Annotated in this window: 18 protein-coding genes, 2 pseudogenes, 2 riboswitches and 1 other annotated feature; of the genes and pseudogenes, 15 read left to right on the forward strand and 5 right to left on the reverse strand. The window is 43.6% G+C overall.

All coding sequences use genetic code 11. The annotated features are described in order from the left end of the window. Nucleotides 1–205: 205 nt before the first annotated feature. Nucleotides 206–312: riboswitch (glycine riboswitch) on the forward strand. 172 nt (nt 313–484) lie between these two features. From glyA to NST31_RS16545, 4 genes are read left to right on the forward strand one after another with little or no spacing between them, the layout of a single operon-like run. After that, nucleotides 485–1,735 (forward strand): serine hydroxymethyltransferase, encoded by a 1,251-nt coding sequence (gene glyA, locus NST31_RS16530; protein WP_339162053.1) that lies wholly within the window; start codon nt 485–487, stop codon nt 1,733–1,735. Between the two features lie 15 nt (nt 1,736–1,750). Next, complete coding sequence (locus NST31_RS16535; RefSeq protein ID WP_077110900.1) at nt 1,751–2,245, forward strand: serine dehydratase beta chain; 495 nt, start codon at nt 1,751–1,753, stop codon at nt 2,243–2,245. Between the two features lie 5 nt (nt 2,246–2,250). Next, complete coding sequence (gene sdaAA, locus NST31_RS16540; protein WP_339162056.1) at nt 2,251–3,147, forward strand: L-serine ammonia-lyase, iron-sulfur-dependent, subunit alpha; 897 nt, start codon at nt 2,251–2,253, stop codon at nt 3,145–3,147. A gap of 23 nt (nt 3,148–3,170) precedes the next feature. Further along, nucleotides 3,171–3,476, forward strand: coding sequence for an iron-sulfur cluster biosynthesis family protein (locus NST31_RS16545; RefSeq protein WP_339162058.1), 306 nt, complete (start codon nt 3,171–3,173; stop codon nt 3,474–3,476). A gap of 266 nt (nt 3,477–3,742) precedes the next feature. Here the strand turns inward: NST31_RS16545 and pckA are convergent, their stop codons facing one another. Further along, complete coding sequence (pckA, locus tag NST31_RS16550; protein WP_077110895.1) at nt 3,743–5,332, reverse strand: phosphoenolpyruvate carboxykinase (ATP); 1,590 nt, start codon at nt 5,330–5,332, stop codon at nt 3,743–3,745. 264 nt (nt 5,333–5,596) lie between these two features. Next, nucleotides 5,597–5,725, forward strand: a riboswitch (SAM riboswitch). 153 nt (nt 5,726–5,878) lie between these two features. Here pckA and metK point away from each other — a divergent pair. From metK to asnB, 3 genes are all read left to right on the forward strand, one after another. Further along, a complete protein-coding gene (metK, locus tag NST31_RS16555) occupies nt 5,879–7,078 on the forward strand; it encodes a methionine adenosyltransferase (RefSeq protein ID WP_339162061.1) in 1,200 nt (399 codons plus the stop codon). A 257-nt stretch (nt 7,079–7,335) separates the two neighbouring features. Beyond that, nucleotides 7,336–8,256, forward strand: a complete 921-nt coding sequence (locus tag NST31_RS16560; protein WP_077110891.1) for a nitronate monooxygenase — start codon at nt 7,336–7,338, stop codon at nt 8,254–8,256. A 161-nt stretch (nt 8,257–8,417) separates the two neighbouring features. Continuing rightward, complete coding sequence (gene asnB, locus NST31_RS16565; RefSeq protein WP_339162064.1) at nt 8,418–10,313, forward strand: asparagine synthase (glutamine-hydrolyzing); 1,896 nt, start codon at nt 8,418–8,420, stop codon at nt 10,311–10,313. Here the strand turns inward: asnB and NST31_RS16570 are convergent. Both NST31_RS16570 and NST31_RS16575 read right to left on the reverse strand, forming a co-directional pair. Beyond that, nucleotides 10,310–11,137, reverse strand: a complete 828-nt coding sequence (locus NST31_RS16570; RefSeq protein WP_339162067.1) for a C39 family peptidase — start codon at nt 11,135–11,137, stop codon at nt 10,310–10,312. The genes asnB and NST31_RS16570 overlap by 4 nt on opposite strands. Before the next feature lie 103 nt (nt 11,138–11,240). After that, nucleotides 11,241–11,759 carry a gamma carbonic anhydrase family protein gene (locus NST31_RS16575; RefSeq protein ID WP_077110886.1) on the reverse strand — a complete coding sequence of 173 codons (519 nt, stop codon included), beginning with the start codon at nt 11,757–11,759 and terminating at the stop codon, nt 11,241–11,243. Nucleotides 11,760–12,125: 366 nt separating this feature from the next. Between NST31_RS16575 and NST31_RS16580 the strand changes: the two genes are divergently transcribed. Beyond that, complete coding sequence (locus tag NST31_RS16580; RefSeq protein WP_077110884.1) at nt 12,126–12,935, forward strand: alpha/beta hydrolase; 810 nt, start codon at nt 12,126–12,128, stop codon at nt 12,933–12,935. Between the two features lie 14 nt (nt 12,936–12,949). Next, nucleotides 12,950–14,047 carry a tetraprenyl-beta-curcumene synthase family protein gene (locus NST31_RS16585; RefSeq protein ID WP_077110882.1) on the forward strand — a complete coding sequence of 366 codons (1,098 nt, stop codon included), beginning with the start codon at nt 12,950–12,952 and terminating at the stop codon, nt 14,045–14,047. A 678-nt stretch (nt 14,048–14,725) separates the two neighbouring features. Here the strand turns inward: NST31_RS16585 and NST31_RS16590 are convergent. Beyond that, nucleotides 14,726–15,298 (reverse strand): class I SAM-dependent methyltransferase, encoded by a 573-nt coding sequence (locus NST31_RS16590; protein ID WP_339162071.1) that lies wholly within the window; start codon nt 15,296–15,298, stop codon nt 14,726–14,728. Between the two features lie 114 nt (nt 15,299–15,412). Between NST31_RS16590 and NST31_RS16595 the strand changes: the two genes are divergently transcribed. The 6 genes and pseudogenes from NST31_RS16595 to ggt form a co-directional block, all read left to right on the forward strand. Continuing rightward, a complete protein-coding gene (locus NST31_RS16595; protein WP_077110878.1) occupies nt 15,413–15,703 on the forward strand; it encodes a YtzC family protein in 291 nt (96 codons plus the stop codon). 215 nt (nt 15,704–15,918) lie between these two features. After that, nucleotides 15,919–16,161 (forward strand) — a binding site (T-box leader). Between the two features lie 53 nt (nt 16,162–16,214). Then, the gene (gene leuS / locus NST31_RS16600; protein WP_339162073.1) at nt 16,215–18,629 is read left to right on the forward strand and encodes a leucine--tRNA ligase; all 2,415 of its coding nucleotides are present in this window, start codon (nt 16,215–16,217) and stop codon (nt 18,627–18,629) included. A 79-nt stretch (nt 18,630–18,708) separates the two neighbouring features. After that, nucleotides 18,709–19,023 (forward strand): rhodanese-like domain-containing protein, encoded by a 315-nt coding sequence (locus NST31_RS16605; protein WP_077110874.1) that lies wholly within the window; start codon nt 18,709–18,711, stop codon nt 19,021–19,023. A gap of 72 nt (nt 19,024–19,095) precedes the next feature. Further along, on the forward strand, nt 19,096–19,278 hold the full coding sequence (locus tag NST31_RS16610) for a sporulation protein Cse60 (protein WP_077110872.1): 183 nt from the start codon (nt 19,096–19,098) through the stop codon (nt 19,276–19,278). A 1,696-nt stretch (nt 19,279–20,974) separates the two neighbouring features. Continuing rightward, nucleotides 20,975–21,223, forward strand: a pseudogene (locus tag NST31_RS16615) (gamma-glutamyltransferase); the annotation flags it as partial. 633 nt (nt 21,224–21,856) lie between these two features. After that, nucleotides 21,857–23,596, forward strand: a pseudogene (gene ggt, locus NST31_RS16620) (gamma-glutamyltransferase); the annotation flags it as partial. A gap of 593 nt (nt 23,597–24,189) precedes the next feature. Here ggt and NST31_RS16625 read toward each other — a convergent pair. Next, entirely contained in the window at nt 24,190–25,443 is a 1,254-nt protein-coding gene (locus NST31_RS16625; protein WP_339162076.1) for an NAD(P)/FAD-dependent oxidoreductase, read from the reverse strand. Nucleotides 25,444–25,470 lie beyond the last annotated feature (27 nt).

Consider the following 25,470-nt stretch of genomic DNA (forward strand, 5'->3'; position numbering starts at 1 on the left):
AAAACGCAATTTGCCAAGGCTTCCCTTTTAGATGTTGTGAAAAATCTTGAGAATAGCACTTTCAGCGAATCCTTTTTCAGTTCTTTTTCTACAGCGGCTAGGGATAAATGCCATGCTTTCATGAAGAGTAAGGTACAGAAAAAGATTTTTTTATTGACAATCCCTTGAAGTTCAGATATATTATGAAATAATCAAATAATTGCGAATGACAATCACGGGAGAGACTAAACCGTTGGGTTTGGCACCGAAGGAGCAAGTCCCAAAAAATTCCTTGGGATCTAATCTCTCAGGTAAAAGTACCGTGCTTGGACGCGTCTCTGGAGAGCGCCTGTAAAGGCCACCAAAGGGGAATACTTCGTTATGAAGTTTTAAACTCTCAGGTAACAGGACAGAGGAAGGGTAGATTAAAATGCTATCTTTCCCCTGTCCTTTTTGTGTGCGAAAAAATACAAGGAGGGGAAGATAGGGAAAAGGAGGAACCAAAATGAGCTTGTTAAACGGGGATGTGGAAATTTATCGGGCTATTCAGGCAGAAAGAAAGCGCCAAGATGGATCATTGGAATTGATTGCTTCTGAAAATTTTGTCAGTGAAGATGTGATGGAGGCAATGGGTTCTGTTTTAACGAACAAGTATGCGGAAGGGTATCCGGACAAACGGTATTACGGAGGATGTGAACACGTAGACGTTGTTGAAAAATTGGCGATTGCCAGGTTAACGGCTTTATTTGATGCCCATTTTGCCAATGTTCAGCCCCACTCCGGTGCTCAAGCGAATACGGCTGTTTTCTTCTCGATGTTGGAGCCGGGCGATAAGATCATGGGGATGAATTTATCACACGGTGGGCATTTGACTCATGGAAGCCCCGTCAATCTGTCAGGAAAATGGTTCGATGTCGTCGCTTATGGTGTAAGAGAGGATTCCCACTTGATTGATTATGACGAGGTGGAAGCCATCGCTTTAAAAGAGCGTCCTAAAATGATCATTGCCGGTGCAAGTGCATATCCGAGAATCATAGATTTTTTCAAGTTTAAAGAGATTGCGGACAAAACGGGAGCCATTTTAATGGTGGACATGGCCCATATTGCCGGCCTTGTAGCCAGTGGCCTTCATCCTTCTCCCGTCCCGTATGCGGATGTCGTTACGAGTACAACACATAAAACATTGAGAGGCCCGCGCGGGGGAATTGTTGTGACGAATGATGAAGATGTGATGAAAAAAATAAACAAAGCAGTGTTTCCAGGCATTCAAGGCGGACCGCTCATGCATGTGATTGCTGCTAAGGCGGTGTCATTCAAGGAAGCGCTTCAACCGGACTTTAAAGCGTACACTCAACAAATTGTGTCAAATGCCTCAAAACTTGCTGAAACCTTATTAGAGACGGGGGCCCGGCTCGTTTCAGGCGGAACGGATAACCATCTTGTCTTGTTGGATGTGCGTGCTTGGGGACTGACTGGAAAAGAAGCGGAGCATTTGCTGGAAGCAGCAGGCATCACCGTCAATAAAAATACAATTCCATATGATCCGGAAAGTCCATTCGTGACGAGCGGGATTCGGATTGGAACCGCTGCTGTCACAACCCGCGGAATGAAAGAAAAAGATATGGAGCTCATTGGTCGCGCTATAGCGGATATTTTAAAGAGCAAGGGAGATCCGGCTGTTACGAAGCGCGTGCAAGAAACGATACAGCAACTTTGTCGCGAATATCCCCTTTATCAAGAGCTATTGGTTAGATAAAGTGGGGTGGCGAAAGTGATTTATAACAGTTGTTTTGATATTATCGGTCCAATTATGGTGGGGCCTTCCAGCTCTCATACGGCTGGTGTCGTGTCCATCGGAAAGTTTGCTTATGATCTTCTTGGGGGTGTTCCCGACTATGCCCATATCACTTTCTATGATTCGTTCGCGGAAACATATCGGGGGCATGGGACAGATAAGGCCATTTTAGGCGGCCTGCTTGGCATGGATACGGATGACCCGGGTATTCGCTATGCCTTCGATCTTGCGCAAGATGAAAAAATGAACGTTACGTTTCAAATGGAGAACCAATGTTCTTACTTTGACCACCCTAATACGCTAATGGTTGAAGTCAGAAGGAAAGGCAAGCGGCTGGAAATTGGAGGTGCATCCCTGGGAGGGGGGCTTTCAAAAATTTTTTACATGAATGAGCATCGGCTGGATCTGTTGTTGAATACCGAGATTGATATGGAGTGGATCAAAGAAACATATCTATCAGAAAGCAGGTGAAAAGAATGGAATTCTCTTCGATGGAAGAGCTGCTCCAACAGTGTCATGAAAAAAATTGGGGAATTGGCGAGCTTATGCTGGAATGGGAAGCAAGCAAGACCGGCCGAAGCCAGAAAGACATTTTCGAGAAAATGAAAGAGCGGCTTTTGAGGATGAAAGAAGCGGTTGAAACAGGCATTGAAGACAAGTCAACGGCTCCAAGCGGTATTTCGGGCGGTGACGCTTACTTGCTGCAACAATATAAAGAGAAAGGCAATTACCTGACAGGAAGCATAACGGTCGATGCCATGAAGTATGCGTTCGCGACTTCCGAAACAAATGCAAGGATGGGAGTCATTGTGGCCACGCCCACCGCCGGTTCTGCCGGAATCCTTCCAGGATGTATTTTTGCCCTCAGGGACAATACCGACATTCCATTTGATGAACTGGTGATGGGCTTGTTTACTGCCAGTGCCATCGGATATGTGATCGCCAACCGGGCTTTCATTTCGGGGGCGGCAGGCGGATGCCAGGCCGAGGTGGGATCCGCAACAGCCATGGCAGCGGCCGCCATCGTTGAAATGAATGGAGGTTCGCCTAAACAGTCGGTGCAGGCAGCGGCCATGGGGCTTAAATCACTGCTTGGACTCGTGTGTGATCCGGTTGCCGGGCTTGTCGAAGTGCCTTGTATTAAAAGGAATGTCATCGGCACTTCAATTGCTTTTACAGCGGCGGAAATGGCTCTTGCCGGCATTCAGAGCAGAATTCCGTGTGATGAGGTCATTGGAGCGATGTATGATATCGGGAAAAGCATGCCGCGGACTTTAAAGGAAACAGCGCTCGGCGGATTGGCCGCTACCCCGACGGGAGAAGAGTTAAAGCAAAAAATAATGGGGAAACCGTGTTTAAGAAATGTGAATTAATATCAGTGAAGAGGGATGAAGTCATGGTAATCAACATAACGGATACAGCTTTAAAGGAGTTAAGGGAACTTGTGTTGGAGGAAGGAATTTATCCCCGGATAGACGCTGATATTTCGGGGGGCTGCGGTATGGCTGTCAAATGTAGAGTTGTTTTTGATGAACCGCGTCGAAATGATTCAATTGTAGAGTATGAACATATTCAGATTCGGCTGGACCGGTTTACAAAACGGATTTTACAGGAAGAAACAAATATTGATTTCACTGAAGAACTTGGCTTTTTTATCAACGAGAGCTTTGTTGCCAGTGATTGTATGATCGAAATCGTATAGGTTCAAAAATGAGAGAAGGGAACAGTATCCAGCTCCTTTCTCTCTTTTTTATGGCTATTGAGGCGTTTTTTCAAATCCGGATGCAATGAAAGGATGGGCTGGTCTCCACATTATGCATCCTTGGGCCCTGACGGAGCTCCCCAAAACAGCTTTATTCACATAAACTACTTCTGCGAGTTAACGTCAACTGTGAGAAAACAGGAAGCGCCATTTTAAAAGCAAAAAAGTTTGCAGAGGCATATTTTCCTCCGCAAACTTTTCAATCATTATTTAGCTATTGGTCCACCCAGTTGTTTGATGAGTTTATCAACATGTGAAAACTTGGAGAAGTTTTGATCGAACTTGCCAGCCAATTCTTTGGCTTTCGCATAGTAGGCTTTTTCATCAGACCAGGTTTTGTTTGGTTGAAGTACTTCATCAGGCACTCCAGGAACGTGGAGTGGAATAGAGAGACCAAATACTTTATCTTGAACGGTTTCAACGTTTTCTAATTCTCCATTTAGCGCTGCTTGAACCATGGCGCGTGTGTAGCTTAAATTCATTCTGCTGCCGACTCCATATTCTCCTCCGGTCCAGCCTGTATTAACGAGGAAAACCTGGACTCCGTGCTCATCAATTTTCTTTCCGAGCATTTCAGCATATCGTGCAGCCGGGAGCGGTAGGAATGGCGCTCCGAAGCATGTCGAGAATGTCGCTTCAGGTGATGTAACGCCTCTTTCTGTTCCAGCGAGCTTGGACGTGTACCCGCTCAAGAAATGGTACATGGCCTGCTCCTTTGTTAACTTGCTGATTGGAGGCAGTACGCCAAAAGCATCGGCAGTTAAAAATACGATAACAGAAGGATGGCCGGCGATGCTTGGTTCAACGATGTTGTCGATTGCCTGGATTGGATAGGCCGCTCTTGTGTTTTCCGTCAGCGTTGTGTCATCATACAGCGGTTCGCGTGAATCCGGATCAACAATGACATTCTCTAAAACAGAACCAAATGTAATGGCATTATAAATTTGCGGCTCTTTTTCTACTGATAAGCCTGCCGTTTTTGCATAACAGCCGCCTTCAACGTTAAAGACTCCGTTTGGAGACCAGCCGTGCTCGTCATCACCGATTAACCGGCGGTTTGGATCGGCAGACAATGTCGTTTTGCCTGTTCCGGACAATCCGAAGAACAATGCTACATCGCCCTCAATTCCAACGTTGGCCGAGCAATGCATCGATAAGATGTCCGCTTCCGGGAGAACATAGTTCATGACAGAGAAGATGGATTTCTTCATCTCTCCCGCATACTCTGTTCCACCGATTAAAACAATTTTTCGTTCGAATGACACGATAATAAACGTTTCTGATTTTGTGCCGTCAACTTCAGGGTTCGCTTTGAAGCCTGGAGCTGAAACAACAGTAAATTCAGTTTGATGTTTTGCAAGTTCTTCCGCGGAAGGGCGTATAAACAGCTGATGGGCAAAAAGATTATGCCAGGCATATTCATTCACGACTTGGATCGGTAAACGGTACTTTTCATCAGCTCCGGCAAATCCTTTAAAAACAAAAATTTCATCTCTTGATTGTAAATATTTGATCACCTTCGTGTAGAGCTTTTCAAATACATCTGAAGAAATGGGCTGGTTAACGGAACCCCATTCAATTTTGTCTTTTACAGATGGTTCCTCTACAATAAACTTATCCTTAGGGGAACGGCCTGTATATTTTCCTGTTTCGGCGCGCACTGCACCTGATGCAGTAAGAATTCCTTCATTGCGGTTTAATACTTTTTCGACCAGCCGAGGAACTGATAATTGTAAATGAACGTTTTGCCCATTTATTAATTGAGTTAATTCGCTTTTGATGCCTATTGAACTCATTCCTTACCCTTCCTTTGTTTTGATTTTTAAGTTTTAGGTACTTGAGAATTAGTATAACACATTTAAATGAATAGTCTATACTATTTTTGAAGATTTCATGAACATGGGCTGGCATTTCATTATATACCCTATTTCTTTAAAAAAAGCCAGAAAAGACTCTTTTTCATGAAAATATCGCCCGATTTTCCAAGATCTTTATATAATTAAGGGTTCCCTGTTGACATCGTTTTATCATTTAGGTTATGATTTTATAATGAATGGATACTCTTATCCTGAGATGGTGGAGGAAACAGGTCCTTTGAAGCCCGGCAACCTGCTATGAGCAAGCGAGTATGCTTGACGAATAGAAAGGTGCTTACCTGTAGCAAGGTCGAAAGCCTTGGACGATAAGAGTGAAAGGCTCGAACACGATGACAAAACCTTTCCTCAATGATTTACTGTGGGGAAAGGTTTTTTTGCTTTATTTGGCAAGTTCGCATGAAAATGCTTCATATGAAGCATTTTCTATTGGATCCATTATTTTTATTGTTAAAAGGAGGAGCTTTGATGTCCAAAAATCGGCGGTTATTTACATCTGAGTCCGTTACTGAGGGACATCCGGATAAAATTTGTGATCAAATATCTGATGCCATATTGGATGCCATCCTTGCCGAGGATGCAAATGCCCGTGTGGCTTGTGAAACATCCGTTACGACCGGGCTTGTTTTAGTTGCCGGGGAAATTACAACATCTACTTATGTTGATATTCCAAAGATCGTTCGCGACACTTTGAAAGGCATTGGGTATACACGTGCAAAATACGGCTTTGATGCCGAGACATGTGCGGTCATTACTTCGATTGATGAGCAATCGCCTGATATTGCTGCGGGGGTAGATGTCGCCCTTGAAGCAAGAGAAGGAGAAATGAGCAATGAAGAAATCGAAGCGATCGGAGCAGGAGACCAAGGGCTTATGTTCGGCTATGCATGCAATGAGACGAAAGAGCTGATGCCGCTTCCCATATCGCTAGCTCACAAACTTTCAAGGCGGCTGGCTGAAATCCGCAAGAACGAAGTGGTTCCGTACTTGCGCCCCGACGGAAAAACGCAAGTAACGATTGAGTATAACGAAGACGGAAAGCCTGTTCGTGTGGACACGATTGTCATTTCGGCCCAGCACCATCCAGAAATTACCTTGGAACAAATTCAACAGGATATAATAGAACATGTCATTAAGCCAGTCGTGCCTCCCGAATTAATGGATGATAAAACCAAATATTTTATCAATCCCACGGGACGCTTTGTTATTGGGGGACCTCAGGGAGATGCGGGGTTAACAGGAAGAAAGATCATCGTCGATACGTATGGAGGCTATGCCCGCCATGGAGGCGGCGCCTTTTCCGGAAAGGATCCTACGAAGGTAGACCGCTCTGCGGCCTATGCCGCAAGATATGTGGCGAAAAATATCGTGGCAGCGGGTGTTGCGGATAAATGTGAAGTGCAGCTCGCGTATGCGATTGGTGTCGCCCAGCCTGTTTCCATTTCAGTAGACACGTTTGGCACCGGAAAAGTGGATGAAGAAACACTTGTAAAAGCGATTCGGAAAACCTTTGACCTTCGCCCGGCAGGGATTATTAAGATGCTCGACTTGCGACGTCCTATTTACAAGCAAACGGCTGCTTACGGCCATTTTGGCCGGGCGGATATCGACTTGCCTTGGGAGAGGACCGATAAGGCTGATGCCCTTGTCAGCTTAACTTCTGTGTAATTTGATGCAGCGGAGCCGCATAAGTGCGGCTTCGCATTTTTTTACCTGAAAGAGCCAAAAAATTGTGTCATTGACATCAGTTATTGATGTGGGAGAATAGTTAATTAAGTAAGAAATATTTGGCATTGGGGGAATGATGATGAAAAAAAGACATACCTTTGTTGAATTGAGGGAATTTTTCGCCGATGGAACATGTGCTTGTGAGTATCCGAATTTGGGAACGAAAGAGCGAAAAAGAAGTAAGAAGGTGATAAAAAATGCTTAAACTTCCTGTCATCGTAGCGCCGATGTTTTTAGTATCAACGCCCAAAATGGTTATTGAAGCGGGGAAGTCGGGCGTCATCGGTTCCTTCCCGCTTTTAAATGCTCGTCCTGCTGAAGTATGCGCGCAGTGGCTTGAAGAAGTGAATAAAGGCTTGGCGGGAAAGGCTTGGGCTGTAAATTTGATTTGTCACAGAAAAGCAAATAAACGATATGATGAAGATATTGAGCTAATCCGGACATATCAACCGCCGATTGTGATTACATCTCTGGGAAATCCCGGTGAAGTGCTGGACATTGTACATGGATATGGCGGACTTGTTTATTCGGATGTTGCTCATATCAGCCATGCGAAAAAAGCGGCACATATAGGAGTAGATGGATTGATTTTAGTATGTGCTGGCGCCGGAGGGCACGGTGGTACGCTGAATCCGTTTGCTTTTATCGCGGCGGTAAAAGAATTTTATGATGGAACAATTATTTTGTCGGGGGCGATTTCTACGGGGAAGGATGTTTTGGCCGCGCGAGTAATGGGAGCTGATTTTGCCTATATGGGTACTCGTTTTTTGGCTGCACATGAAAGCAATGCGGATGATGAATATAAAAACATGGTGCTTCAGTCCACCATTGAAGACATTCTTTATACAGATGCTTTGAGCGGAGTCCACGCGAATATTCTGATTCCCAGCCTGATCAAGGAAGGGATTGATCCAGAGACATTAAAGCCGAACGAAAAGGTGGATTTATCGCATTTGGTTAACGTGAAAGCATGGCGCGATATTTGGTCTGCGGGCCAGGGAATCACCACTGTCAAGAAAAAGGAAACAACGAGGGAAATTGTGGAAATACTGTTAAAAGAATATGAGGAAGGAAAAGCGGACTTATTACAAAACGAATTTAGAGTAAAAATAGACTAATTGCTGAAACAACGGATCATACGAGAGGGCCGTTCACATATTGTCTCTCTCTTTTTTGCCAGGCAATATAATTTTGATTCGTTTATATCTGCAAATGAGGAGAAAATAATGTTAATATAAGTAAGGTATTGCTTGAATTTAATTAGAGTAGGTGACACACAATGTGCGGTTTTATCGGTTGCATCCATGAACAAGCAAAAGAACAAAATGATTCAGAGAAGAAATTGTTGAAGCAAATGAACGATTTAATCGTCCACCGCGGTCCGGATGATGAAGGCTTTTTTTCTGATGAACATATCCGTTTCGGATTTAGGCGGTTGAGTATTATCGATATAGAAAGTGGAAGCCAGCCCTTATCATATGAGAATGACCGTTACTGGATTATCTTTAATGGAGAAATATACAATTTTGTCGAATTGCGTGAGGAACTCGTAAAGAAAGGATTTTCCTTTGAAACGGAATCGGATACGGAAGTCATCCTTGCCCTGTTCAGCGAGTTAAGGGAAAAAGCGGTTGAGCGTTTGCGCGGCATGTTTGCTTTTGTCATTTGGGACAAAGAAAAGCAGGAGCTGTTTGGCGCGCGCGACCCATTTGGAATCAAACCATTTTTTTATTTGGAAAACGATGAGGAGACATTTTTTGCTTCAGAGAAAAAGAGTATTTTGCTTGCGATGGAATCCAGTGAGTTACATTTGGATTCATTACAGCAATACATGACTTACCAGTTTGTGCCTGAACCGGAGACGATGACGAAAAACATTCGAAAACTGGAACCGGGACATTATTTTACAAAAAAGCCTGGAGGGCCCTTGAATATCGCCCGTTATTGGAAAGCAAACTTTTCCCCTGTCGGACACCGTTCGCAGGAAGAGTTTATCAAAGAAATCCGGGATGTGCTGTTCGACTCGGTTAACATTCATATGAGAAGTGATGTTCCTGTCGGATCTTTCCTGTCAGGCGGAATAGATTCATCATTAATTGTATCAATTGCCAAACAATTCCACCCGAATATTAAAACATTCTCCGTCGGTTTTGAAAGGGACGGATTCAGTGAAATTGATGTGGCAAAAGAAACAGCCGATCGTCTAGGAGTGGAAAACATCAACTATGTTATTTCTCCTGAAGAATATATGAACGAGCTTCCCAAAATTATGTGGCATATGGATGACCCGTTAGCGGATCCTGCGTGTGTTCCTTTATATTTTGTCGCGCGTGAAGCGAGAAAGCACGTCACCGTTGTTTTATCCGGAGAAGGAGCCGATGAACTCTTTGGAGGTTACAACATCTACAGGGAGCCACAATCGTTGGAGATGTTCAATAAAATCCCCGATGTCGGAAAAGCTTTGTTAAGGTCTTTGGCCAGCGCTCTTCCTGAAGGTGTAAGGGGAAAAAGTTTCATCGAACGCGGTGTTACTCCAATGGAGGAGAGATATATTGGGAATGCGAAAATGTTCTCTGAGGAAGAAAAGCGGTCTTTACTCGTCAAATACAACGGAGCCGTCGACTTTCGCGATGTAACAAAGCCTTTGTATGCTGAAACGGCCGGGTATGATCCGGTTGACCGGATGCAGTATATTGACATCCATACATGGATGCGCGGGGATATTTTGCTGAAGGCGGATCGGATGACGATGGCGCATTCTCTTGAATTACGGGTGCCTTTTCTTGATAAAGCAGTGTTTGATATCGCTTCGAAGATTCCGACATCGTTAAAAACAGCCGAGGGTACGACAAAGTACATATTGAGAAAAGCGGCGGAAGGAATTGTGCCGGATCATGTACTTAACCGGAAGAAGCTTGGATTTCCAGTTCCGATCCGGCATTGGCTGAAAGCCGAAATGCATGATTGGGCGGTTGATCTCATTAAACAAAGTGAAACCGGCCACTTAATCAACAAACAGTATGTACTGGATTTGCTGGATGAGCATTGCCGCGGCAAGTTGGATCATAGCCGTAAAATTTGGACAGTACTTGTCTTTATGGTATGGCATGGAGTGTTTGTAGAGGAAAAATATGATTTTCAAAAAGAAAAAAAGGCAGCCGTTTCAGGATCTTAGTCTCCTGAATATGTAAGAGCTTGGCTACCCATTTGCACCCATGATTTTTCGAAATCTCTTATGGGTGCTTTTTTATTTTTCTTTCCTGTTAACGGGTCGTTGAAATAGACATATTTTTCATCGTAACCGGTAATCAGGACGGAATGTTCTTTCATGGTGATTTTGACTGGGCCTGATTTTGTTTCCCACGTTTCAAAATAGGAATCATCCAGTTCACGGTATTCGGCATTAATGATGACCCAGACCGGCCGGCCGGTTGAAAGGGGAATCTTTAATTCTTCGAACGATTGCCCAGTCAAGTTGACCATTTTTCCAGGAAGGTATTTTTCTCCGAGTTCCATAATCGGCCCGTGGTAAACGCCAAGGCCCGGCTCGCTGAATGTATACATATTTCCAACAAAGCCTTCGTTCGGATTTCCGAAATACACTTTGCCGTTTTTTACAGTGCGGGGCGTGGGATCTTTCTTTATTTCTTTTGCGAGTTTCATTTTGTCGGTAGAGACTCCCGCACTTTCCAAAAGCATGGAAAGGGCAGTTACTTCACAGCCGCGGGGCAGTTCGGGCATCTGATTCACAACGGGGGCGTCTATTAACACCTGATCTTTAATGGGGATGATTTCCATATTCCCGCTTTTTGTTCCTCCTTGAAAAGCGATCGCCTGATTGCTTTTCGGGGATTGAACCGTGTTAAATAATACAAATATGAAGGTTGCTGCTGAAAGCAACACAGCAATCGTATAGCCCCATGAATCCCGTTTAAAATAAAGAAACAGCAACACGAGCAGCAGTGAAGGGATCATAATATACAACACTGATGTATTCATTTTTTTATCACCCGTCTTAAAACAATTCGTTTGAAATGCTTATTGTTTTAATCGGCATAAATCATGAAAGCTTAAGGTGAAGAACCGTCAAATATGTGAACATTTACTTTTTTTGCAATGATTGATAGTAAACCCCTTTTTCCGCATACTCCCTTGAAATTCTTTCCATCTCCGCCCTGTCGGCATCGGTGACCTCGCGGATCACTTTTGCCGGACGGCCAAAGGCGACCGTGTTTGGGGGGATTACTTTTCCTTGGGGAACGAGGCTTCCGGCTCCAATAAAGGCGCCTTCCCCGATTTCCGCCTGATCCAATAGGATGGACCCCATGCCAATAAGGGCTTTTTTTCTTATAATACAACTATGGAGGATCACTTGATGTCCCACTGTCACTTCATCCTCGATAATAAGCGGGTTCCCGGGACTTTGATGCAGTACAGAGTTGTCCTGGATATTTACTTTTTTACCGATGATGGTTGGGGCAACGTCCCCGCGAATGGTACAATTAAACCAAACGCTTGATTCCTCCCCGATGACGACATCTCCAGTGATTGTCGCATAGTCCGCTATAAAGACGGATGGCGCGATTTGCGGTGTTTTTCCATTGTAAGGGTAAATAGCCATAATAAAACATCCTTTCTTGCCATTAATGTATATCGCTTTAACTGGCAGTAAGCCCATATCCAAAATTCGATGTGAAGTAGGGCAACTGGCAGTAAGCCCTATTTCAAGAAAACGAGAATGGAAAGTATGGGATCAACAGCCAGTAAATGCCCGATTGGTTCAGCGAACCATCAGCAGACGAAAGTCCGCAGTTTGAAGTTTCACTGTACCCCTATCTTAACGAAAATGACGGAAAAAGTGTTAAAGAAGACTCATTAAGTAGAAATACGGGGAGAGTATACGTATGATAGAAGAAGGAACTTTCACATTGGTTTATCAAACAGCCAATTTATTGTTCTTGAAAAATACAGGCAAGGAGTTTACAACATGAGGAAATGGGAAGCTGTAGGGCAAGCCCGTGGCGTTATCGTACTAGTTCATGGCGCTATGGAGCACCATCGGCGGTATGGATGGCTCATAGAAATGTGGCGTGTGAACCATTTTCATATTGTAACGGGGGATCTGCCGGGACAGGGGCTGACGACCCGCTCGCACCGGGGCCATATCGACTCTTTCAATGAATATATTATCGAAGTGGAAAGCTGGATCGAGGAAGCTGAAAAATATGAATTACCCGTATTCCTTCTTGGCCATAGCATGGGTGGTTTGACAGTGATCAGGCTTCTTCAGGAAAGAAATATAAAGCCGGCAGGCGTCATTCTTTCATCTCCTTGTCTCGGTCTTGTGGAATACCCGTCGCTGACGATGAACGCCTTATCTGTCGGGTTGAACTGGATTGCCCCAGAGATCAAGGTAAAGAGCACTTTAAATATTGATATGGCTACTAGAAACGAGGATGTGAAAGACCGGGCTTTAAACGATAGTTTATTTGTTACAAAGGTATCTGTCCGTTGGTATCGTGAACTTTTAAAAGCCATGAAGGCGGCTTTCACACACATTTCAACCTTTCCTGATGTTCCTCTTTTGGTTATGCAGGGCGGGGATGATAAAATTGTAGATAAAGCAGAAGTGGTCGAGTGGTTCAATCAGCTATCGGTTACGGAAAAGATTTATAAAGAATGGCCGAATTGCTTTCACGAAATCTTCAATGAACCTGAAAGAGAGCTTGTATTTGAATATGCAAAGAACTTTATTCACAACGAGCTGCTTCTGATAGAGTATAATGGTAACGAATGAGGTGATGTCAAAACATGTTGCCAACGCATCCAATTACATTAATGAATAAAGTATACCGCCAAATTATGCCGGCTGTTCATGAAGAGCTCGGTTACTGGAAACAACGTGCGGACGAGATACCAAATAGAGAGCTCCGACAGCAGGCTTTGGCAAGCATTGAACATAAAACGTTTCATTGTGAAGGCGGGTCTATCATGGCATTGGCTGCGCTGGAAAAAAAGCGGGATGTAATTAAATTTATCGTCGCCTACCAAACAATCAGCGACTACCTGGATAATCTTTGTGACCGGAGTACTTCTCTTGATCCGAAGGATTTCGCGGCGCTTCATGAAGCAATGGAAGACGCGTTGACGGTTGGTGCAACGGAACGGGATTATTATCGCCATCGGCAGGACCGGGATGATGGCGGTTATCTCGTTGATTTAATGAAGACGTGCCAATCTGTTCTTGAAAGAGTCCCCCATTATAAAACGATCAAACCCCATTTATTTGAACTATGTACGTATTATTGTGATTTGCAAATACATAAACATGTTCGTACGGAAGAACGGGAAGACCGTTTAAAAAATTGGTTTGCTCAATATGAGCACGGATTGCCAAAGATGGGATGGCATGAATTTTCCGCTTGTTCGGGTTCCACTTTGGGGATTTTCTGTCTAGTATCTTACGCCATGCGGCACGATTTTATGGATGAACATGCCCATATGATACGTGATGGGTATTTCCCCTATATTCAGGGTCTCCATATTTTGCTCGATTACTTTATCGACCAGGAGGAAGACCGCAAAGGCGGGGACTTGAATTTTTGTTTTTACTATAAAAACAATGAGGAAATGTTAAACAGATTCATCCACTTTTTGGACGAGGCCGACAAACATACGAATAATCTTCCAGACAGGAAATTCCATCGCTTAATCAATAGGGGCTTGCTCGGTGTCTATTTATCAGACAATAAAGTCCACAAACAGGAAAATGTCAAGTCGATGGCCAGAAAAATGATGAAGCGGGGCGGTTTCATCAGTTACTTTTTTTATTGGAACGGGCGGGCCTACAGGGCTGTCCAAAGAATGCTGATGGGAACATCCAAGCAACTTTCTTCATCCATTAAATAACGGGAAAATGGTCTCCGCAGGCAATAGGAAGGAGATGTCCAATAAGTCGACTTTTCGGCTTCGGACGCTCCTCCTAAAACGTTATGATTTCAATATATAGAGAATATATTCTTTTTGAACAGATTAGGGCTGTTTTAACATTTTTATATAGCGAACTTAACAAAGTTATTGCTAAGCCATTGATCAGGAGACGAGCCCCACCGAATTTCGTTAAACCCCCGAATATGCAGGGATATAGGCTGGGCTTTATGATGAACATTTGGACAGAGGAAAGAGATTGGGACAAAATCGTATAAAAATGAATAACCGCATGAAATCAATTTTAAAACCTTGATTTCACGCGGTTTTATTTTGGCGCTTTGGGCAAAAAATGTCATAACGCTAATAACTAGTATGGATTGACCTAAATTTTTTTCGGCAAATAGAAATGAATGAGGAGGAAATCAAGACGAAAAAAAGACAGGCGATATGCCTGTGAGATAAGACGACCCACGGAACGGACAAACTTGCAGTGAAATCAGAGGAAACTGGTAGCCATGGGTTGATCCAATAAACTAAAAATGATCAATCACAAAGGATATTGCAATCCCCGCTTCGTAGCAGACTTCCGCTCAAATGACAGTAGTTGCTGTCATCTTCCATAAGAAAAAACGGCAAGACTACATCAGACTGTCCGTCTTATCTTTTTTCAAAAGCAAGTACGAAGGGCGCATTGTTTTTTAAATTGATAAAAGCATATTGCAGGACATGCACCATGTCTTGATCAAGGTTTTGTGAAAATTTTAACAGCTCGTCCCGCTCTTTTTCCCCTTCTTTATGCCCATGGTAAACAACGAGAACAATGATTCCGCCTGGAGCCATCATGTTCAGCAACTGTTTCACAGCCATGATCGTCGTTTCCGCTCTCGTAACGATGGATTTATTCCCGCCAGGCAAATAACCGAGATTGAACATGGCTCCGCTTAGGCTACCATGGATTTCTTCAGGGATTGTAGCGGAAATGTTTTCGTGGCCTGTCTGAAACAAGGTAACCCGTTCAAGAAGTTCTCGTTCCTGCAACTGCTTTTTCGTATTAGCAATGGCTTCTTCTTGAATATCATAGCCAAATACTCGGCCTGTATCTCCGATAAGCTGTGCCAAAAAAAGTGTGTCGTGGCCATTTCCAACTGTCGCATCCACTACAAAGCCACCTGGTCGAACAACCCTCTGCATGACGGTTCTTGTAAAAGAAAGTACCCCTTCAAGATTCATGGTTTAGCTCCTCCTAAGGCATTCATACAAAATTGTAACATAACCGTCAAGATTTGAGTATATACTACAGGAAGACGAGCTGATATGCCGTCGAAAAAAGGGGAGGATTGTTAAATGGCTACCAGACAGTCGATTGAACACTTTATCAACCGGTGTGAAACAGCCATTATCAATGCGGAAGAGCAATACGACCTGGGCAGCAGGCAGGAGCACCACTATGATATAGAGTATAGTGATGCCATGCAAGAGCTTGAAGCCATGCTCGTACAGCTCCGAAAAATATCTGACAGCGCCAACCCGGAGCAGCGTGAACGGCTCCACAGAGTGCGCTTGAAGATTCAGCAGTTGCAAAACAAAATGATTCTCCTTAATCATGATCGTCCAGTATACAGCACGTGGCATTAACAGGAAGACAGGCTGAATGTGGCCTGTCTTTTTACATAAAAACCGGAGACAACACCCCCAGATTCGTCAAATAGGAATGAAAGTCGTTTCTGAATAAATAAGGGAGAATCTTTTGTATCTGAAGCCCATCCATCTGAATAGAATACGCAGCCCCAATATAGGCTTGAAAACCTGTCTAAAATTGTCTACAATGGGGAATAAAGATAATAAAATATGTTAAAACGGTAACGAAGGACCAGTATTGATGTCACCCTGTTTTCAGAGAGTTGGCGGCAGGTGGGAGCCAACCAGGATCATCAGGAACTCCCCTTTCGAGTTGCAGGTGTGAAAGAAAACGGTTTATCCCGATTTTTTCCGGTAATGCTTGCCGTTCTCTGCGTTAAGGAACAATCAAGTGAGTGAGCTATACGCTAAAAATGGGTGGTACCGCGGGAGAAATCACACCTCTCGTCCCAGGAATATTACCGGGATGAGGGGTTTTTTTATTTAGTATAAGGTAGGAGGCATCTCGATGATTTACAATCATAAACAGATTGAACAAAAATGGCAACGTTATTGGGAAGAAAACAAAACGTTTAAAACGACTGAAAATGAAGGAAAAAAGAAATTTTATGCTCTTGATATGTTCCCATATCCGTCGGGAGCAGGGCTTCATGTCGGGCATCCGAAAGGATATACGGCATCGGACATTCTTGCCCGTATGAAGCGAATGCAAGGATACAATGTCCTCCACCCGATGGGGTGGGATGCGTTTGGTCTTCCGGCTGAACAATATGCGATTGATACGGGAAATGATCCAGCCGAGTTTACGGAGCATAATATCGAGACATTCCGGAAACAAATCAAGGCGCTCGGCTTTTCTTATGATTGGGACCGGGAAATTAACACGACCGATCCATCCTATTATAAATGGACGCAATGGATTTTTCTCAAGCTGTTTGAACATGGCCTTGCTTATATTGATGAAGTTCCGGTCAATTGGTGCCCGGCGCTTGGAACCGTCCTGGCCAACGAGGAAGTCATTGATGGAAAAAGTGAGCGCGGCGGGCATCCCGTTGAACGCCGGCCGATGAAGCAGTGGATTTTAAGAATTACGAAATATGCGGACCGCCTGCTTGAAGATTTGGATGAACTCGATTGGCCCGAAAGTATTAAAGATATGCAGCGCAACTGGATTGGCCGTTCCGAAGGGGCGGAAATCACCTTTTCCATTGACGGTCATGACGAAACGTTTACGGCTTTTACAACTCGCCCCGATACATTGTTTGGTGCGACATATGCGGTGCTGGCTCCAGAACATCATCTTGTTGCCAAAATTACCACTCCTGAACAAAAGTCAGAAGTGGAAGCTTATATAGACAACATTAAAACAAAAAGCGACTTAGAAAGAACAGATCTTTCCAAAGAAAAGACGGGCGTATTTACAGGTGCTTATGCCATTAATCCGGCAAACGGCGAAAAAATGCCCATTTGGATCGCCGATTATGTATTGGCTTCCTATGGAACTGGCGCTATTATGGCCGTGCCTGCACACGATGAGCGGGACTATGAATTTGCCCGGAAATTCGGGTTGGAAATTAAAGAAGTCGTTTCCGGCGGAAACATTGAAAAAGAGGCCTATGTTGGCGACGGCCTTCACGTAAACTCGGGATTCTTGGATGGTTTGGGCCTTGATGAAGCCATCGAAAAAATGAATGACTGGCTGGAAAAAGAAGGACATGGCAAAAGAAAAGTCACATATCGCTTGCGTGACTGGTTGTTTAGCCGCCAACGTTACTGGGGAGAACCGATCCCGATTATCCATTGGGAGGACGGGACAATGACGGCTGTTCCCGAAGAACAGTTGCCAGTTTTACTGCCTGAAACAGACGAGATTAAACCATCGGGAACCGGTGAGTCGCCGCTTGCCAATATTACTGACTGGCTTCATGTGGAAGACCCGGAAACCGGGAAGAAGGGCCGCAGGGAAACGAATACGATGCCGCAATGGGCCGGAAGCTGCTGGTATTTCTTGAGATTCATTGATCCTGACAACGACAAGGAGCTTGCCGACAAGGAACTATTAGAAAACTGGCTTCCAGTCGATGTTTATATTGGCGGCGCGGAACATGCCGTACTACACTTGCTATACGCCCGTTTTTGGCATAAATTCTTATATGATATCGGAGTTGTTCCGACAAAAGAACCGTTCCAAAAACTGTTTAACCAAGGGATGATTCTTGGAGAAAACAATGAGAAAATGAGTAAATCAAAAGGGAATGTCGTCAATCCGGATGATATTATTGAAAGCCATGGAGCAGATACACTCCGGCTCTATGAAATGTTCATGGGCCCTCCTGAAGCATCCGCTGCATGGTCAACGACCGGACTTGACGGTGCCCGTCGTTTCCTTGACCGTATTTGGCGCCTTCTCGTTGCCGAAAATGGTCATATTACGGATAAAATCAGTGATCAAACAGGCGGACAGCTTGAGATAGTGTATCATCAAACGGTCAAAAAAGTAACGGAAGACTTTGAAGCAATGCATTTTAACACTGCAATTTCCCAATTGATGGTGTTCATCAATGAATCATATAAAGCAGAAGTACTTCCAAAAAAATATATTGAAGGCTTCCTGAAACTGTTATCCCCGATCGCTCCGCATATGGCGGAAGAGTTGTGGCAAAAGCTTGGTCATAAAGAGACGATTTCCTATGAACCGTGGCCTCAGTACGACGAAGCAAAACTCATTTCTGATGAAGTGGAAGTCGTTGTCCAAATCAATGGAAAAGTAAGGTCCAAATTGATTGTTTCTCGTGAAGCAAGCAAGGAAGAGCTAGAAAAAGCCGCTAAAAACGATGAGAAAATCAAAGCACTCATAGAAGGTAAGACTATTAGAAAAGTGATTGCAGTACCAGGAAAATTAGTCAATATCGTTGCGAACTGATGATGAAAAGTCTCCACTTCAGGAGGCTTTTCTTTATTGTTATAATGTTAAAAGATTTCTTGATGGGAAGGTGTCAAACATGAACATAAAAACGATTACGCCTGATGAGGTAAAAGAACGGCTTCAAAAAGGAGAAACGTTACATTTAATTGACGTAAGGGAAGATGAGGAAGTGGCTGAAGGAATGATTCCGGAAGCAGTTCATATCCGCATGGCGGATATTCCGGATCATCTTGACAAACTGGAATCGAAAAATGAATACATTTTTATTTGCAGATCCGGGGGCCGAAGCGGAAAAGTTTGTGAATATCTGCAGCTACAAGGATATGAGCATGTAGTCAACATGGTTGGCGGCATGCTCAAATGGACCGGAGAGCTGAAGCAGAAGCGCTAAACATTTCCTAAGACAGGCATAAAGTCTGACTATTATGGAAACAATGGTTGAAAAAACAAAGAGGTGGAGACAGTGCTTCAGGTGAAGCTGTTCGATTGCGAGCACGAACAGGATCTCGAAGAGGAGATGAATAACTTTCTAAGCGGTCTGGACAGAAAACACATTGTTGACATCAAATACAACATTGCGATGCTTGGGGAAGCAGGAGATGAACAAGTATATTGCTTTAGCGCCATGGTCATGTATGTTCGCTGACAGCGGATTAGGAAGATAAACCTTATTGTAAGTCGGCAAAATAAAACGGTGAGTCTGGGACATAAGAAATATGAAATAGCAAAAACCCGAACAATTCATTTATAAATTGTTCGGGTTATTTGTGTAAAAAATCCCTATTACGCTACGTCAACATATTTCGCTTTTCGCTGGGCTCTTCAGCTTCCTCGGAAAGCAAAGGTCGCTTTCCTGCGGGATCTTCAGCTCGAGCTATTCCCGCAGGAGTCTACCTATGTTGACACGCTAAAAGCTTGCGTATGATAACACTAGGACAATTTATCCGGCATGTAAGGTGCCGTAAGCCTCCCACTACAAAATCTTGAGTGAATACAAAGGGTCTAAGTGGGAGAAAACGGCACCTAAATGCCCGATTGGTTCAACTAACATTCAGTAGGAGATGGAAGAAAACGCCTACTGAATGAAGTTTCACTTTATCCGGCATGTAAGGTGCCGTAAGCCTCCCACTACAAAATCTTGAGTGAATACAAAAGGTCTAAGTGGGAGTAAACGGCACCTAAATGCCCGATTGGTTCAACTAACATTCAGTAGGAGATGGAAGAAAACTCCTACTGAATGAAGTTTCACTTTATCCCGCATGTAAGGTGCCGTAAGCCTCCCACTACAAAATCTTAAGTGAATACAAAAGGTCTAAGTGGGAGAAAACGGCACCTAAATGCCCGATTGGTTCAACTAACATTCAGTAGGAGATGGAAGAAAACGCCTACTGAATGAAGTTTCACTTTATCCGGCATGTAAGGTGCCGTAAGCCTCCCACTACAAAAGCTTGAGTGAATACAAAAGGTCTAAGTGTGAGAAAACGGCACCTAAATGCCCGATTGGTTCAACTAACATTCAGTAGGAGATGGAAGAAAACGCCTACTGAATGAAGTTTCACTCTATTGTTCGTTTTTTTATCAGTTGATTTAGTTTGGTCCCAGGCTCCTTTCCTTTTTTCGATAAAGGACATCGTACTCGACTGAACCTTTCTTGCGCAAATCTGGTAATGATGATAACGAGGAATCTTGCCCATAAGACCGTTCCTTCCACAAATTTGATAACGATAAAGAAAAAATCCATGCCTGAATGATGTTATTTTCGTCATTCGATAACGATAAAGAAAGAATTGTTCCTGAGTCAAAAGTCCATAACGAATTATTATTTATCACCATTCAAAAGTAATGTTATATTCAAATGTAAGCGAATACATAAAATACCACATTGCACGGATAATTCGGAATATAATGAAAATAAACGCGAAAAAATTTCTACATGATCGCTATGTAATCTTTCTTCAGTGTATTTGTTCTTTTTTTCCCAGTTCGATCAAATTGCTTTGTATGAAGTGACAACAGTATTTCACTGTTACCGGGAGGGGGTGCAAATGGGCATGTTGATCAATGGGAAACGTTCGTTTCACTATTTTATGTTTGAACATGGACTTGTCTAGAGAAAAAATGTTTTTGTATTTCATTCATGAGACACAATAGAAATGGAAGCGGGTGTTTGAATGAGTAAAAACAAATACAGCTGGTTATCAACGTTATTTTCAATGGTCCTTATCGTTACTTTTGGCTTTTCGGCTCCGCCCCAACCTATTTTAGCCAGTACGGATGATAATACCGGGTATGAACCAGAAAATCCCGGTGTACAGCCTGAGCAAACTGCCGAAGGAGACTACGGCATGGTGGTTACGGCCCATCCACTTGCGTCAAAGATTGGGGCAGAGGTTTTAAAAAAGGGCGGTAATGCAGTAGACGCAGCTGTCGCCATTCAATTTGCTTTAAATGTTGTGGAACCAATGATGTCCGGAATTGGTGGCGGCGGCTTTTTCATGTACTACGATGCAAATAAAAAAGATGTGTCCATTATCAATAGCCGAGAACGAGCCCCAAGTGGGGCAACACCAGATATGTTTATGGATAAGAGTCAAGTAGTAGAAGGTAAAGGGAAATTCCTGATAGGAGCAAATGAGTTAAATAATAACGGCGGAGAACAATTCCATATTGGAGAAGTCCATGTCAATGATTTGAGTTCAAATCAAAATATGTTCACATACCATTTTGAAGGAGATGAAGGGGAGTGGAATCCTGAAAAATTTCAAGTCTTTGAAAGAGGAACAACGTTAACATTAGATCAAGATGGAGGAAGCATTCATTTTGGTTCTGAGAAAGCAGATGGTGAAAAAAAATCTTTTGCACAAGCCGTCTCTGTAATGGATGAGATTGCGGAAGGCGAGTTACTGATTCGATTTAGGACAGATGATCCTGGGGATGACAGAAGAATTCGATTATGGTTACGTGCTGATGAGTTTCAATCTGCCAACACTACATTTGTCAAAAATGGCTATGGAATTGAAATTGACACGAAAGCAAATGAAGTGAAATTGATTCAGTCTAAAGGATCAAACAATACCACATTACAAAAATACAAAGTTGAGCAATCAACAGATTGGCAGTGGTTAAGATTTCAAGTTGCCAATAACAAATTGAAAGTTCGGACATGGAATCATCATTTGGAAGAACCGGAAAAATGGAATATAGACACAATGATGGGAACCGTTATTCCTTTTTCTGAAAGAGTACAAAGCGGGCTTTCAGTTGGAGTTCCCGGAACATTAAAAGGGTTGGAAGCGGCTTTAAATCAATGGGGAACAATGTCTGTAGCTGAACTTATTTCACCTGCAATCAAATTAGCTAAAGATGGGGTGAAAGTAAACTGGGCAGTAGCTGCGGCGATAAGCAGTAACCAGGACAAACTATCACAAGGAGCGGCAAAGGATGTATTTTTGCCTGGTGGCCAACCTTTAAAAGAAGGTGACTTACTCATCCAAAAGGATTTGGCTCGCACTTTTACATTAATCAAAGAACATGGTACAGATGTGTTTTATAAAGGAGAAATCGCGGATGCCATAGCTAAAATTGTACAAAAAAATGGGGGCTCAATGGCTCCTGGTGATGTTCACAAATATGCTGTGTCGTACCATAAACCGGTGTGGGGAGATTATCTAGGCTATGATATCGCATCCATGCCCCCGCCGAGTTCCGGCGGATTGACAGCATTACAAATATTAAAAATGTATGAAAAAATGGATATGACTAAATATGGGGTAAGGTCCCCCGAAAAATACCATTATATGGCGGAGATTACACGATTAGCTTATGCAGACAGAGCGGCCTACATGGGAGACCCGGAATATGTCGATGTGCCTGAAAAAGGATTACTAAATGAAAACTATATTGATAAAAGAATCAAAACAATTCAGTCTGATAACGCAAATTCGGAAATTCAGCAAGGTGATCCTTGGGAGTATCAGGATAAAGGAACGGCAATGACCATTGATCAATCAAATGAACAACAGGATGATAAGGTTGACGGTGAAACAACTCATTTCACGGTAGCAGATCGGTGGGGGAATTTCGTTTCTTTTACAACAACCATTGAGCAACTATTTGGATCAGGGATCATGGTGCCTGATTACGGAATAGTTTTGAACAATGAGTTAACTGATTTTGACGCAACACCGGGAGGCGCGAATGAAGTTCAAGCGAATAAGCGACCATTAAGCAGCATGACACCTACGATCGTTTTAAAAGATGGAAAACCCTTTATGACAGTCGGTTCGCCTGGAGGAACGACTATTATTACTTCAGTGGCACAAACGATATTAAATGTCATTGGTTATAAGATGGACCTGAAAGACGCCATTGAAGAGCCGCGTATTTTTACAAATTCTTTTCCGACCATTCGTTGGGAATATGGTATTCCAAGTAATGCCCGAGAAAAACTGCAACGAAGGGGACATAAATGGGAGCCTGCTCCTAAAGAAATTGGAAACGTAAATAGCATTATCGTTGATGAAAAGAGAAATCTTTTTATTGGGGCCGCCGATTCTACAAGAGAAGGTTCAGCAATTGGCCTTTCAGCGCAAGACTTCATTGATAAGTCGGGATTACAGAAAGCGATTGATAAAGTCAAAGCGGAAAAACGAGACACATCCGCCTATACGAAAGCAAGCTGGAAAGCGTTGCGGGATGCACTGCGACATGCCGAATCTATATTACATGACGAACAGGCGACCCAGGACGATATAAACAAAGCATTACAAGTGTTAAATAGCGCCAGAGAAGGATTGGAATTGTTAGGCGAGGAGAAAGAAGAATTAAAACCTGGTAAAAAGGACACGACGGATGCAGGTGAAAGCAAGTTGCCAAACACCGCAACAAATATATTCAACTGGTTCATTGTCGGGCTAGTACTGTTCTTAGTTGGCGGCCTTCTAATATACAGACATAGAAAGTAAAAAATGACTAAAAGAATGGAAGACGGACAGGTGTAACGATTTGGCAACGAGAACTATCTTTACGGTTGCTGATGGATTTGCCATTTACCGATGATCCAATGTTACAGGGATTGTTAAGTAAGTCGACGGTGTTACTTCCTTCCGCAAATCCTGATGGGAGAGCAGCAAACACACTGAGAACTGCAGGTGGATTAACTTGAATAGCGATCATATGACACCTGAGATTCATGTCGCTTGCCATAGGCTTTATGAGTGGTAACAGTGATTTTTTGTAATGGAAGCTGTCGTTGGTAAAATGCAGTGCGATGTGAATAAGAGATCAGCCGACCAATGACAGCTTCCGTACTTTTACGGAAAAAATAGGGTTGTTTTTCGGATACTTTTCTTGCTAGCATGCGGAGTCTTACATTCTGAAATTGACTAGTCCTCTTTTCTCGAATTATAATTTGGTTTTCCTTCTTTGAAGCAAAGGGGTAGGAGGACGGGAATATAAGCAGGCGAGCGTCTCGTGTTTCGGTGCCAGCTTGGGGAAGCAGTGGGAAAACGAGCAAAAGATTTGTCACAAGCCGGCTTACACGTCCATGAACGAGAGCCTACTTTGCCGCATTTTCCCCCGCGAGGCGTCCAGTGACAAGCGCCGCGGTAATATTATAGCCCCCGGTATATCCGTATATATCCAATATTTCTCCGCAAAAAAACAATCCTTTCATCAGTTTTGATTCCATCGATTTCGGTTCGATTTCTTTGACTGAGATGCCTCCGCCCGTAACGAAGGCTTTTTCCAACGGAAGCGTGCCTTCCACGGTAAATTCGAACTGCTTGCAATGAGTGGCAAAGGTCCGTATGTTGTCTGTTGATATGGAGGCACCTTGCGCGGAAGGGTCAATTCCGCTTTTTTCCAGCAAAAAAAGCAGATAACGTTCCGGAAGCAAGCCTTTTAACGTATTTTTGGCCGCTTTTTTTGGTTCATCCTTCAACATCTTTTTTAGTTGCCCAAATAGTGGCTCCAGATGTTTGTCAGGAATTGCATCAATGCGCATGACGACTTCTTTTAAATTCCATTTTTTCTTCGCTTTTACAACAAATTGGCTGCAACGAAGCACGGCCGGGCCAGAAATGCCGAAATGAGTAAAGAGCATGTCCATTCGATGTGTAATGATCGGCTTTCCTTTCGGATTGAGAACGCTGACTTCCACATCCCTTAATGACAACCCTTGCAACGTTTTTTCCCTGATAAAAGTTTCATTGGATGTTACGGGTACTTCTGTCGGAAAGAGATCGGAAATCGTATGTCCCGCTTTTTTCGCCCACGGAAAACCGTCGCCGGTGGAACCGGTATGGGGAACAGATTTTCCGCCAACAGCCACCACAACAGACCGGCAGGATAATGTTTCACCGTTTTCGAGTAAAACGCCTTCCACTTTGTCCTTGCCATATAAAATATCTTTGACGGGAGTGTTCGTGCGAACGGAGACGCCCAAATCTTTCATATGGGATAATAATGCGTCCACGACCGACTGGGCTTTGTTCGAAGCCGGGAACATTCGGCCGTGATCTTCTTCTTTTAGCCGGATTCCCAGGTTTTCAAAAAAACTGATAATATCTTCATTGTTAAAAATGGAGAAAGCTCCATAAAGAAAGCGGCCGTTCCCCGGAATATGACGGATGATTTCATCGGTTGGAAGCCTGTTCGTCACATTGCAGCGCCCCCCGCCCGATATGGCCAGTTTCCGCCCAAGTTTATTACCTTTATCCAGCAACAGTACGCGGGATTCCCGTTCAGCCGCAGCGATAGCAGCCATGAGGCCGGACGGGCCGCCGCCTATCACAATTACATCCGCATTCATCTATGTCAACACCTTGTCGTTTTTTTG

Source organism: Siminovitchia sp. FSL W7-1587, from assembly GCF_037963795.1.
In the GTDB taxonomy this organism is placed as follows: domain Bacteria; phylum Bacillota; class Bacilli; order Bacillales; family Bacillaceae_C; genus Siminovitchia; species Siminovitchia thermophila.

What these genes read in the sequence shown, in the direction of transcription:
- NST31_RS16625 (WP_339162076.1), bottom strand. Translation starts at nt 25,443, where the DNA reads ATGAATGCGGATGTAATTGTGATAGGCGGCGGCCCGTCCGGCCTCATG.
- leuS (WP_339162073.1), top strand. Translation starts at nt 16,215, where the DNA reads ATGATTTACAATCATAAACAGATTGAACAAAAATGGCAACGTTATTGG.
- NST31_RS16575 (WP_077110886.1), bottom strand. Translation starts at nt 11,759, where the DNA reads ATGGCTATTTACCCTTACAATGGAAAAACACCGCAAATCGCGCCATCC.
- NST31_RS16580 (WP_077110884.1), top strand. Translation starts at nt 12,126, where the DNA reads ATGAGGAAATGGGAAGCTGTAGGGCAAGCCCGTGGCGTTATCGTACTA.
- NST31_RS16595 (WP_077110878.1), top strand. Translation starts at nt 15,413, where the DNA reads ATGGCTACCAGACAGTCGATTGAACACTTTATCAACCGGTGTGAAACA.
- NST31_RS16605 (WP_077110874.1), top strand. Translation starts at nt 18,709, where the DNA reads ATGAACATAAAAACGATTACGCCTGATGAGGTAAAAGAACGGCTTCAA.
- pckA (WP_077110895.1), bottom strand. Translation starts at nt 5,332, where the DNA reads ATGAGTTCAATAGGCATCAAAAGCGAATTAACTCAATTAATAAATGGG.
- metK (WP_339162061.1), top strand. Translation starts at nt 5,879, where the DNA reads ATGTCCAAAAATCGGCGGTTATTTACATCTGAGTCCGTTACTGAGGGA.
- glyA (WP_339162053.1), top strand. Translation starts at nt 485, where the DNA reads ATGAGCTTGTTAAACGGGGATGTGGAAATTTATCGGGCTATTCAGGCA.
- asnB (WP_339162064.1), top strand. Translation starts at nt 8,418, where the DNA reads ATGTGCGGTTTTATCGGTTGCATCCATGAACAAGCAAAAGAACAAAAT.
- sdaAA (WP_339162056.1), top strand. Translation starts at nt 2,251, where the DNA reads ATGGAATTCTCTTCGATGGAAGAGCTGCTCCAACAGTGTCATGAAAAA.
- NST31_RS16585 (WP_077110882.1), top strand. Translation starts at nt 12,950, where the DNA reads ATGTTGCCAACGCATCCAATTACATTAATGAATAAAGTATACCGCCAA.
- NST31_RS16560 (WP_077110891.1), top strand. Translation starts at nt 7,336, where the DNA reads ATGCTTAAACTTCCTGTCATCGTAGCGCCGATGTTTTTAGTATCAACG.
- NST31_RS16545 (WP_339162058.1), top strand. Translation starts at nt 3,171, where the DNA reads ATGGTAATCAACATAACGGATACAGCTTTAAAGGAGTTAAGGGAACTT.
- NST31_RS16570 (WP_339162067.1), bottom strand. Translation starts at nt 11,137, where the DNA reads ATGAATACATCAGTGTTGTATATTATGATCCCTTCACTGCTGCTCGTG.
- NST31_RS16590 (WP_339162071.1), bottom strand. Translation starts at nt 15,298, where the DNA reads ATGAATCTTGAAGGGGTACTTTCTTTTACAAGAACCGTCATGCAGAGG.